Source organism: Kitasatospora sp. NPDC057223 (genome assembly GCF_042669755.1).
Classification (GTDB): domain Bacteria; phylum Actinomycetota; class Actinomycetes; order Streptomycetales; family Streptomycetaceae; genus Kitasatospora.
Genome location: NZ_JBHUWW010000115.1, coordinates 19,031 through 30,642 on the forward strand (window position 1 = coordinate 19,031; position 11,612 = coordinate 30,642).

At 72.2% G+C, this 11,612-nt stretch carries 6 protein-coding genes; 5 read left to right on the plus strand and 1 reads right to left on the minus strand.

Translation table 11 applies throughout. The annotated features are described in order from the left end of the window. Positions 1-16 precede the first annotated feature (16 nt). Genes ACFUK0_RS30635 through ACFUK0_RS30645 form a run of 3 tightly spaced genes read left to right on the plus strand, consistent with a single transcriptional unit; the run spans position 17 to position 4,883 of the window. Entirely contained in the window at positions 17-997 is a 981-nt protein-coding gene (locus ACFUK0_RS30635; RefSeq protein ID WP_380255719.1) for an aliphatic sulfonate ABC transporter substrate-binding protein, read from the plus strand. After that, complete coding sequence (locus ACFUK0_RS30640; protein WP_380255720.1) at positions 994-2,511, plus strand: sulfatase-like hydrolase/transferase; 1,518 nt, start codon at positions 994-996, stop codon at positions 2,509-2,511. The genes ACFUK0_RS30635 and ACFUK0_RS30640 overlap by 4 nt, the downstream gene beginning before the upstream one ends. Further along, on the plus strand, positions 2,508-4,883 hold the full coding sequence (locus ACFUK0_RS30645; RefSeq protein ID WP_380255721.1) for a family 43 glycosylhydrolase: 2,376 nt from the start codon (positions 2,508-2,510) through the stop codon (positions 4,881-4,883). Before ACFUK0_RS30640 ends, ACFUK0_RS30645 begins: the two co-directional genes overlap by 4 nt. 109 nt (positions 4,884-4,992) lie before the next feature. On the opposite strand, the gene ACFUK0_RS30650 is transcribed toward ACFUK0_RS30645, so the two are convergent. Continuing rightward, entirely contained in the window at positions 4,993-6,006 is a 1,014-nt protein-coding gene (locus ACFUK0_RS30650) for a LacI family DNA-binding transcriptional regulator (protein WP_380255722.1), read from the minus strand. Positions 6,007-6,642: 636 nt separating this feature from the next. Here ACFUK0_RS30650 and ACFUK0_RS30655 point away from each other — a divergent pair. Together ACFUK0_RS30655 and ACFUK0_RS30660 are read left to right on the plus strand one after the other, a co-directional pair. Further along, positions 6,643-9,090: an RICIN domain-containing protein gene (locus tag ACFUK0_RS30655; RefSeq protein WP_380255723.1), complete on the plus strand. Its 2,448-nt coding sequence runs from the start codon at positions 6,643-6,645 to the stop codon at positions 9,088-9,090. A gap of 80 nt (positions 9,091-9,170) precedes the next feature. Continuing rightward, positions 9,171-11,522 (plus strand): AbfB domain-containing protein, encoded by a 2,352-nt coding sequence (locus tag ACFUK0_RS30660; RefSeq protein ID WP_380255724.1) that lies wholly within the window; start codon positions 9,171-9,173, stop codon positions 11,520-11,522. Positions 11,523-11,612: the final 90 nt, after the last annotated feature.

The following is an 11,612-nucleotide window of genomic DNA, read 5'->3' on the forward strand; positions in this document are numbered from 1 at the left end:
CTAGGACTCCCACGCCATGCGTATACCCCAGCGCGCCCTCGTGGCGGCCGTCGCCGTCACCATGCTGTCGCTCTCCGTGACCGGATGCTCCGGTGACGCCGCTCCCGGCACCTCGAAGGTCCGCTTCGGCTACATCAGCGACTTCAACGGCGCGAGCCTGCTCGCCATCGCCGACAAGCAGGGGCTCTGGAAGGAGCACGGCCTGGAGCCGGAGCTCAAGGTCTTCACCAACGGCCCGCTGCAGATCACCGCGCTCGGCGCCGGCGACCTCGACTTCGGCTACATCGGCCCCGGCGCCATGTGGCTGCCGGCCTCCGGCAAGGCCAAGGTCGTCGCGGTCAACACCCTCGCGTACGCCGACCGGGTCATCGCCCAGCCCGGCATCGCCTCCGTCAAGGACCTCAGGGGCAAGAAGGTCGGCGTGCCCGAGGGCACCTCCGGCGACATGGCGCTCAACCTCGCTCTCCAGCAGGCGGGGATGACGGCGAAGGACATCCAGAAGGTGCCGATGGACCCGGCGACGGTGGTCTCCGCGTTCGTCTCCGGGCAGATCGACGCGGCCGGCATCTGGTACCCGCTGATCGACACCATCAAGGCGAAGAAGCCCGACCTGGTGGAGGTCGCCAGCACCAAGGACTTCCCCGGGCGGGCCTTCCCGACCGCCTTCGTCTCCGGCACGAAGACCGATGCCGGGCTGTCCCGGAAGGTGCTCAAGGTCCTCCAGGAGGCCAACGACTGGCGGGCCGCCCACCCCGAGGAGGCGATCACCGAGGCCGCCGCGCTGCTCAAGCTCGACCCCGCCAAGGTGAAGGCGGACGCCGCCCACGTCCAGACCATGTCCACCGCCGAACTCGCCGCCAGGACGGCCGACGGCACCGTCGGCACCTGGCTGAAGGGCCTCGGCGACTTCTTCGTCTCCACCGGCCAGCTGAAGACCTCGCCCGACCCGGCGGAGTACTACGCGGGCGACCTCTACACCAAGGCGTACGGCAAGTGAACCTGCTCTTCCTGATGACCGACCAGCACCGGGTCGACACCCTCGGCTGCTACGGGAACCCGCACGTCGCCACCCCCCACCTGGACCGGCTGGCCGCCACCGGCACCCGGTTCGAGCGGTTCTACACCCCGACCGCCATCTGCACCCCGGCCCGGGCCAGCCTGCTCACCGGCCAGGCGCCGTTCCGCCACCGGCTGCTCGCCAACCAGGAGCGCAACGTCGGCTACCTGGAGGACCTGCGGGAGGACGTCTTCACCTTCGCCGGAGCCCTGCGGGAGCACGGCTACCGGCTCGGCCTGGTCGGCAAGTGGCACGGCGGCACCGAGCGCAACGCGGCCTCGTACGGCTTCGAGGGGCCCGACCTGCCCGGCTGGCACAACCCCGTCGACCACCCGGACTACCTCGCGTACCTGGCCGAGCGCGACCTGCCGCCCTACCGGATCTCCGAACCGATCCGGGGCACCACGCCCAACGGCAACCCCAGCAACCTGCTGGCCGCGCGGCTGCACCAGCCGGTGGAGGCGACCTTCGAGCACTACCTCGCCACCCGGGCGATCGAGCAGCTGGAGCGCTACGCGGCGGATCCGCAGGGCAGGCCGTTCTTCCTGGCCACCCACTTCTTCGGCCCGCACCTGCCCTACCTGCTGCCCGACGCCTACTTCGACCTGTACGACCCGGCGCTGGTCGAGCTGCCCCCGTCGGTCGCCGAGACCTTCGAGGGCAAACCCCCGGTGCAGCGCAACTACAGCGAGCACTGGGCCTTCGACACCATGCCGGCCGAGGTCAGCCGCAAACTGATCGCGGTGTACTGGGGCTATGTCACCCTGATCGACGAGCAGATCGGGCGGATCCTGCACCGGCTCGACGAACTCGGCCTCACCGACGACACCTCGGTGTTCTTCACGGCCGACCACGGCGAGTTCACCGGCGCCCACCGCCTGCACGACAAGGGCCCGGCGATGTACGAGGACATCTACCGCATCCCCGGCATCGTCCGCGTCCCCGGTGCGCCGCCCCAGGTCCGGGACGAACTCGTCTCGCTCACCGACTGCACCGCCACCATCCTCGACCTCGCCGGCCTCGACCCGGCGCCCGCCGTGGACAGCCGCAGCCTGCTCCCGCTCGTGCGGGGCGAGAACCCGCCCTGGGCCGCCGAACTCGTCGCCGAGTTCCACGGGCACCACTTCCCCTACCCCCAGCGGATGATCCGCGACGACCGCTACAAACTGGTCGTCAACCCCGAGTCGGTCAACGAGCTGTACGACCTGTCCGAGGACCCGCACGAGCTGGCCAACCGCTACCCGGACCCGGCGCTGCGGGCCGTCCGCGGCCGGCTGTCGCAGCGCCTGTACGCGCTGCTGCGCGAGCGCGGCGACAACTTCTACCACTGGATGACGCCGATGTACGACGTCGGTGCCAGTGACCAGGATCCCAGCCTGAGCGTCTTCGAGCCGGCCGGCATGGCCCGGTCCGCCGACGGCGCCGGCCCGGCGACCACCAGGGAGACGCCATGAGACGAACCACAGCACGTCCGGGCCGGCGGCGGCTCGCCCCCGTCCTCGGAGCCGGCGCCCTGCTGCTCGGGCTGACGGCCGGCCCGCTGCCGGCCGCCGCGCGGAGCGCACCCGCGCCGGTGACGGCGGTCGCCGGGCAGGCCGCGACGTACACCAATCCGGTGACGGCCGGCACCGTGGACACCTTCCCCGACCCGTCGATGATCCGCGGCAAGGACGGCCTCTGGTACGCCTACGGCACCCAGAACCCGGTCTTCCAGAGCCGGGGTGAGGACGGCGAGCGCATCCTGCCGATCCTGCGCTCCGCCGACATGGTGCACTGGGAGCACGCCGGGGACGTCTTCACCCCGGCGACCCAGCCCGCCTGGGAGGGCGGCTCGCGCCTCTGGGCGCCGGACATCCGGTACTTCGACGGCCACTACAGCCTCTACTACTCGGTGCCCGGCGCCGGCACCGTCGCCCTCGCCACCGCCCCCACCCCGACCGGGCCCTGGACGGACGCCGGCTCCGTGCTCCCCTCACCCAGCGGCTGCCCCTCCGGGAACATCGACCAGGCGCAGTTCACCGACACCGACGGCCAGGCCTACCTCTACTGGGGCAGCTACGACACCGTCTGCGTCGCGAAGCTCACCGGGGACCGGACCAGAACGCAGGGCGCCGTCACCCAGGTCGCCCGCGGCCGCCGGGTCGAGGGAGCTTTCGTCGTCCACCGCGACGGCTACTACTACCTGTTCTACTCCGACGCGGGCTGCTGCTCCGGCGCCTACAGCGGCTACCAGGTCAAGGCCGGCCGGGCGACCAGCCCCACCGGGCCCTTCCTCGACGACCAGGGCGTCGACCTGCTCGCCCTCACCAGCAAGGCCGGCTTCGTCGCCGGCGCCAACGGCAACCGCTGGATCGGCCCCGGCCACAACGCCGTCCAGACCGACCTGGCCGGCCAGGACTGGCTGGTCTACCACGGCATCCCGTCCGAGGCGCCGGACCTCGCGCCCGCCGCCGGCGGCTCGCTCAAGCTGTCCCGCCGCCCGATGCTGATCGACCGCCTCGACTGGATCGACGGCTGGCCCGTCGTGCGGGCCGGCGCCGGGCCCTCCGACACCGCCACCGCCGCCCCGGTGACCACCTGGACGGCCGGCGGCACCTTCAACGACCGCACCCTGAACGGCTGGCGCGCCGACGGCTCCGGCCCGGGCGGCTGGTCCACCCCGACGGAGCAGGACTCCGGCGGCTACGCCGCGCACGCAGACAGCGGCTCCGCGCCGGCCTACCTGGTCACCACCGCCACCGCGCCCGCGAACCTCCGCGCCGAGGCGGAGCTGCGCGTCACCGCCGACGGCGGCGCGGCCGGCCTCACCCTCGCCTACGCCGGGCCGGGGGACCGGATCACGGCCTGGCTCGACCGCGCCCGGGGCGCCCTGGTCACCGAGGCCGTCGTGGGCGGCGTGTCCGCCGGCGAGCAGGTCACCGCGCTGCCCGCCGGCTTCACCTGGAACACCTGGCACAACGTCAGTGCCGAGCTGCGCGGCACGGAGCTCAGCGTGGAGGTCAGCCACGACCGGCTGCACGACCCGGTGGCCGTCCAGCACCGCACCGTACCGGCGGGCGCGGCCCGCGCGGGCGCGGTGGGCCTGGCCGCCCGGGGCCCCGGGGTGGCCGGCGACACCGCCGGCGCGGTCGCCCTGTACACCCCGGTGACCGCCCGCACGCCCGTCCCCGCGCCCGGGGCGCTGCTGCCCGCCTACAGCGACGAGTTCGACTCCGCCGCCTTGCCGGGCACCGGCGCCGGCTCCCCGTGGAGCTGGGTGCGCGGCCCGGCGGCCGGGCTCACCGCGAGCGGCGGCGCGCTGTCCTGGCCCACCCAGGACGCCGATCTCTACCTGGGCACCAACCAGGCGTCGGTCCTGTTGCGCGATGCGCCGCAGGGCGACTACACGGTCGAGACGAAGATCCGCTTCGCGCCGTCCCAGCCCGCCCAGCAGGCCGGCCTCGTGCTGTACGAGAACGACGACCGCTGGTTCAAGCTCGTCCACTCCGTCCTGCCGCTCAACAACGGCGGCGGAGCCCTGCTGAACGTCAGCGAGTTCGGCAAGGAGGGGGAGGCGCCGACCACCACCCCGCCGACCGCCGTCGCCAACGCACCGATGTTCGGCGGCCCGACCGCCGACACGATGTGGCTGCGGCTGTCGTACCACCTGGACACGCAGCACCAGGAGAACGAAGTCCGGGCCGCCACCAGCCGCGACGGCACGCACTGGGCGTACGGCGGCGTCTGGACGCTCCCGGCCAGGGGCCGGCTCCGGATCGGGCTGGTCTCGCTCAACCGGTCCGGTGCGCTCGCCACCTTCGACTACCTCCGGACGTACCGGGGGTGACGGCCCGGTAGGTGCGGCGGCGGCTCACGGGGTCCACCACCCGTCCGCCGGATCGGCCGGCGCTGACAAGCGCGCTGATCCGGCGGACGGCGGACGGGACGGGCGCGGATCAGGTGCGGCGGGCCGTCGACTCCCGGACCGTGAGCGTGTAGCCGGGCTGGATCCGCTCCGGTTCCAGCCCGGGGGCGCCGGCCAGCCGCGCGACGACGCGCTCGACGGCCAGGCGGGCGATGGCCTGCTTGTCGGGTGACACGGTGGTGAGCGCGACGGGGGAGAAGCGGCCCTCCTCGATGTCGTCGAAGCCGACCACCGAGACGTCCTGCGGCACCCGCAGGCCCCGCTCGGTCAGCACCCGCATCGCCCCCAGGGCGACCAGGTCGTTGTACGCGAAGACGGCGTCGGGCCGCTCGCCCCGGTCCAGGATCGCGTTCATCGCGGCGGCGCCGTCCACCCGGCCGTAGCCGTCGGTCGCGGCCACCAGGGAGTCGTCGCAGGGCAGCCCGGCGGCCGTCAGCTCCTCGCGCCAGCCGCGCAGCCGCAGGTGCGCCGGGCGCCGGGCGCTCTCCCGCCTGGCCCCGAGGAAGGCGATCCGCCGGTGCCCGAGGCCGGTCAGGTGGCGGACGGCGCTGCGCGCGGCGGCGACGTTGTCGATGGCGATCTGGTCGTACGGCGCGTCGTACTCGCGCTCGCCGAGCAGCACCAGCGGTGCGTCCTCGGAGCGGCCGAGCAGGTCCTCGGCCTCCAGCTCGATCGGGCTGAGGATCAGCCCGTCGATCACGTGCGCCCGGAACCCCTGCGAGACCAGCACCTCCTTCTCCCGCTGCCCGGCCGTGTGATCGAGCAGGACGGTGTAGTCGTGCCGGCCGGCCGCGTCGATCACCGCGCCCGCCAGCTCGGCGAAGTAGGGGTTGCCGAGTTCCGGTACGGCCAGCGCGATGATGCCGGTCCGCCCCTTGCGCAGGTGACGGGCGATCAGGTTCGGCCGGTAGCCGAGCTCGTCGATCGCCGCCTGCACGCGCTCCCGCATCGCGGGTGTGACATGCGGGTAGTTGTTCACCACGTTCGAGACGGTCTTGACCGATACGCCCGCACGCTGTGCGACGTCCTTGAGGCTGGCGCCCACGGATCCCCTTCCTTCGGCCGGCCGTCGGGACGGCGCGGCGGTGCCCGGCCCCAGTGTGGCCCGTCGCCCTGCGGGGCGGTGACGACCGGGCCGGTCCGACGACTCCTTCCGGGCCGTCGGGCCTTGGAGAAACGTCGCCGGGTGACGACGGCGGAGGTCCGGTGGGCGCCGCCGGCGACCCACCGATGCCGGGCGAGCCGCGCCGTGCGGGTGGTGCGACGCAGCCGATCCACCGGAGGCAGGGCGCGGCCGACATCGTCGAGCACCGGCGGCCGGGTGGTGGCCCCGCTCCGTCGGTAACGTTTACAACGTTATACACAGCTCGGTCGGGAGCGACAAGAGAACGCTCTCCGGAATTCGTGGGCAGCGTCCTGGATGTGGTCGTTCGGCTCGCCTCAGGCCCTCCGGCAGTTCGGCTCAAGTTCAGTCCGGCCTCTGGACACGACTCCTGACGCATGCTCTTATGCCGTTGGCCCCAACGTTTCCAACGTTGGAGGAATGACTCCGCAGCCGCCCCGCCACCCCCGGCCCGACTCCTTCTCCGTCACCCTGCTCCGGCCCCGTTCCGCCGTGCCGTGCCGCCCGGGCCCACCCCCACGGGCCCCGGCCGGAATCCCCCGCCCGAGGAGCTCCGCCATGCCCATCAACCGCCGACAGTTCGTCAACACCGCCTTGGCGGGCAGTGTCACCGCGCTCGCCGTACGCGGTGCCGACAGCGCGCGGGCCGCACCGGCCCCGGCTGCCCCCCGTCCCGCCGCCGCGACCGGCCGAGGTCTCTACGCCCCGAACGCCGCCCCGCTGAAACCCACCGCCTACCTGCGCCTGCCGCCCGGCAGCATCACCGCCCGCGGCTGGCTCGAAGGGCAGCTGCGACTCCAACTGGCCGGGCTCTGCGGCCGGTTCGAGGAGATCTCGCACTTCCTCGACATGAACACCAGCGGCTGGGTCCACCCTGAGCGGGCCGGCTGGGAGGAGGTGCCCTACTGGCTCCGCGGCTACGTCGACCTGGCCATCGCCACCAGGGACGCCACCGCCCTGGCGACCAGCCGCCGCTGGATCGACGCGATCGTCGCCACCCGGCAGCCGGACGGCTTCTTCGGCCCGGCCGCCCTGCGGACCGCCCTGAACGGCGGCCCGGACTTCTGGCCCTTCCTGCCGTTGAGCTGGGCGCTGCGCAACTGGCAGGAGTACTCCGGCGACACCCGGATCATCCCGCTGCTCAGCGCCTTCTTCCGCTACATGAACGCCCAGGGCCCCGGAGCCTTCAACAGCAGCTGGGTGTCCCAGCGTTGGGGCGACGCGCTGGACAGCGTCTTCTGGCTCTACAACCGCACCGGCGACGCCTTCCTGCTCGACCTGGCCGACCGGATCCACGCGAACGGCGCCAACTGGGTGAACAACCTGCCCAGCCTGCACAACGTCAACATCGCGCAGGGGTTCCGGGAGCCCGCGCAGTACGCGCTGCGCTCGCCGTCCGCCGCGCTCACCCGGGCCGCCTACCAGAACTACGACTCGGTGATGGCGAGCTACGGTCAGTTCCCCGGCGGCGGCTTCGCCGGCGACGAGAACGCCCGCCCCGGATTCGGCGACCCCCGGCAGGGGTTCGAGACCTGCGGGATCGTCGAGCTGATGGCCAGCCACCAACTGCTGAACCGGATCACCGGCGACCCGCTCTGGGCCGACCGCTGCGAGGACCTGGCCTTCAACTCGCTTCCCGCCGCCCTTGATCCGGCCGGAAAGGCGGTGCACTACGTCACCAGTGCGAACAGTGTCGACCTCGACAACGCACCCAAGACCCAGGGGCAGTTCCAGAACGGCTTCGCCATGCAGTCCTTCCAGCCCGGCATCGACCAGTACCGCTGCTGCCCGCACAACTACGGGTTCGGCTGGCCGTACTTCCTGGAGGAGCTGTGGCTGGCCACCCCCGACAACGGGCTCGCCGCCGCGATGTACGCCGCGAGCACCGTCACCGCCAAGGTCGCCGACGGCACGGCGGTGACGATCACCGAGACCACCGACTACCCCTTCACGGACACGGTCACCCTGCGCCTGACGACGCCGCGCCCGGTGGCCTTCCCGCTGCACCTGCGCGTCCCGGGCTGGTGCGCGGCCCCCGTCGTCACGGTGAACGGAACCGCCGTGGCGGCCCCGCCCGGCCCGGCGTACACGGTCGTCAACCGGACGTGGAACAGCGGTGACACCGTCGTCCTGCGGCTGCCCCAGCGCACCACCGTCCGTACCTGGGGCGCCAACCACGGCGCCGTCTCGGTCGACCACGGCCCGCTGACGTACGCCCTGCGGATCGGCGAGTCGTACGACCGGTACGCCGGTACCGACGCCTTCCCCGAGTACGCCGTCCATGCCACCACGGCCTGGAACTACGGCCTGGCCCTGGACGCCGGTGCGCTCGCCTTCACCGCCTCCACCGGTACGCTCCCCGCCAATCCCTTCACCCCGGCGACCACCCCGGTGCGGATCACCGCGCCGGCCCGCCGCATCCCCGAGTGGCAGGCCGACGGACAGCACGTCGTCACCCCGCTCCAGGCGAGTCCGGCGCGCAGCACGTCCCCGGTCGAGACGGTGACCCTGATCCCGATGGGAGCGGCCCGGCTGCGGATCTCCGCGTTCCCCACCACCTCGCCCGACGGGCACCCGTGGTCGGCCGCCGCGGCGTTCGTCCGGGTGCGCAACCGCAACTCGGGCAAGGTGCTGGGTGTCGACCTGATGTCGACCGCGAACAGTGCCCGGGTCGTGCAGTTCGACGACAACGGGACGGCCGACCACCTCTGGCAGCTGGTCGACAACGGTGACGGCTGGTTCCGGCTGCGCAACCTGAACTCGGGCAAGGTGCTGGGTGTCGACCTGATGTCGACCGCGAACAGTGCCCGGGTCGTGCAGTTCGACGACAACGGGACGGCCGACCACCTCTGGCAGCTGGTCGACAACGGTGACGGCTGGTTCCGGCTGCGCAACCTGAACTCGGGCAAGGTGCTCGGCGTCGACCTGATGTCGACCGCCAACAGTGCCCAGGTCGTCCAGTTCGACGACAACGGGACGGCCGACCACCTCTGGCAGCTGGTCTGACCCCGCGTGCCCCGCGCCCCGGTACCGCCCCACCACCGCAGTTCCGCTGAAGACCCCTCACCACCCACAGAGGAGTATCGATGCACACACCACCGCCCCCGGGCGTCGCCCGGACACCGCACAACCGGCTGACCGCCCTGCTCGCCGTCCTCGCCCTGGCCGTCAGCATGCTGCTGGCCGCCGGACAGGCCCCCGCCCTGGCCGCGGCCTGGACGCCCAGGACCGCACCGATGACCACCCCCTGGACCGGCCAGGTTTCGGTGGACAACCCGCTGCCCGAGTACCCGCGCCCGCAGCTCACCCGCCCCGACTGGGCCAATCTCAACGGCATCTGGGACTTCGCGGTCACCGCCGCCGGCGCCGGCCAGCCCGCCTCGTTCAACGAGAAGATCCGGGTGCCGTTCGTCGCCGAGTCGGCGCTGTCCGGCATCCAGCGGCAGATCTCCCAGAACGACAAGCTCTGGTACAAGCGCACCTTCACCGTGCCGTCCAACTGGAGCGGGCGCCGGGTGCTGCTCAACTTCGGCGCCTCCGACTGGCAGACCACCGTCTGGGTCAACGGCCAGCAGGCCGGCGGCGTGCACAGCGGTGGCTACGACGCGTTCGGCTTCGACGTGACGCCGTACCTCAACGGCGGAACCAACACGATCGTCGTCTCGGTCTACGACCCGACCCAGACCGGCGGCGGAGCCGTCGGCAAGCAGCGCAACAACAACAGCGTCCTCCCGCACACGGGCGGCGGCATCTTCTACACCGCCGCCTCCGGCATCTGGCAGACCGTCTGGCTGGAGCCCGTGGCCCCGGCGCACATCAGCCGCCTCGACCTGGTGCCCAACCTGACCGACAACACCCTGCGGGCCACCGTCCTCGCCGACGGCCTCAGCGGCCAGAGCGTGCGCGTCACCGTCTCCACCGGCGGCACCGTCGTGGGCACCGCCACCGGGCAGGCGGGCAGCCAGCTCGCCGTCCCCGTGCCGGGCCCCCACCTCTGGTCACCGGAGGACCCCTTCCTCTACGACGTGCGGGCGGACCTCGTCTCCGGCAGCAGCACCGTCGACTCCGTCGGCAGCTACGCCGGGATGCGGACGATCGCCGTCGCGAAGGTGAACAACGTCCTGCGGCCGGTGCTGAACGGCAAGTTCGTCTTCCAGACCGGCACCCTGGACCAGGGCTACTGGCCCGACGGCATCTACACCGCGCCGACCGACGCGGCCCTGCGCTACGACCTGCAGGCCCACAAGGACCTCGGCTTCAACATGGTCCGCAAGCACATCAAGGTCGAACCGCAGCGCTGGTTCTACTGGGCCGACAAGCTGGGCCTGCTGGTCTGGCAGGACATGCCCGCGATGGACACCCGCACCCCGGACGCCGCCGCCCGCACCCAGTGGGAGGCCGAGTACCACCGCATCATCGACCAGCACCGCAGCTCGCCGGCCCTCATCCAGTGGGTCGACGAGAACGAGGGCTGGGGCCAGTACGACCAGGCCCGGATCGCGGCCGACGTCAAGGCCTACGACCCGTCCCGGCTGGTCGACAACATGAGCGGGGTCAACTGCTGCGGTTCGGTCGACGGCGGCAACGGCGACGTGGTCGACAACCACATCTACGTCGGGCCGGGCAGCACCCTGCCCACCGCGACCCGGGCCGCCGTCCTCGGCGAGTACGGGGGCCTCGGCTACCGGATCGCGGGCCACGAGTGGTACCCCGGCGGCGGGTTCAGCTACGAGGACCAGTCCAGCCAGGCCGCCCTGACCGACCGCTTCATCGGTCTGATCGACAGCCTGCGCAACAACCAGATGCCCTCGGGCCTGTCCGCGTCCGTCTACACCGAGATCACGGACGTCGAGAACGAGGTCAACGGGCTGCTCACCTACGACCGCCAGGTCGTCAAGGTCGACGCCGCCCGGGTGAAGGCCGCCAACCTGGCGCTGATCGACGCCTCCCGCAACCCCCCGGCGCCGGTCACCCTGCCGACCGGCGGCTACAAGTCGCTCCGGGTCACCACGGCCGGCTTCACCAACAAGTACCTGCGTCACTACAACGGGCTGGCCAACACCGACGTGGTGGACGCCAACAGCAGCGCGCTGCTCAAGAGCGACGCGACCTGGAAGATCGTTCCCGGGCTCGCCGACGGCAGCTGCTACTCCTTCGAGTCCCGCAACTTCCCCGGCGAGTACCTCCGCCACCGGGACAGCCGGGTCTACCGCGAGGCCGGCAGCGGCGCGCTGTACAACTCGGACGCCACGTTCTGCGCCCACCCGGGCAGCGGCGGCGTGCGGCTGACCGCGCTCGCCTACCCGGACCGCTACCTGCGGCACATCGACTCCCAGGTCTGGATCGCCACCCAGGGCGGCCCCAACGCGTGGGACGGCAACCCGGGCAGCTTCCTCGCCGACACCACCTGGTCGGTCGACGCTCCGTGGGCCCCGTGACCGATCACGGAAGGACCGGCTGACCATCGCCGGCGCCCGGTGCGGCAGCAGCCAGTCTCATATACACAACTCACGCACCCCACGAAGTAA

Excerpts from the sequence above, each read along its gene's own strand:
- ACFUK0_RS30635 (WP_380255719.1), top strand. The coding sequence starts at position 17 with ATGCGTATACCCCAGCGCGCCCTCGTGGCGGCCGTCGCCGTCACCATG.
- ACFUK0_RS30655 (WP_380255723.1), top strand. The coding sequence starts at position 6,643 with ATGCCCATCAACCGCCGACAGTTCGTCAACACCGCCTTGGCGGGCAGT.
- ACFUK0_RS30660 (WP_380255724.1), top strand. The coding sequence starts at position 9,171 with ATGCACACACCACCGCCCCCGGGCGTCGCCCGGACACCGCACAACCGG.
- ACFUK0_RS30645 (WP_380255721.1), top strand. The coding sequence starts at position 2,508 with ATGAGACGAACCACAGCACGTCCGGGCCGGCGGCGGCTCGCCCCCGTC.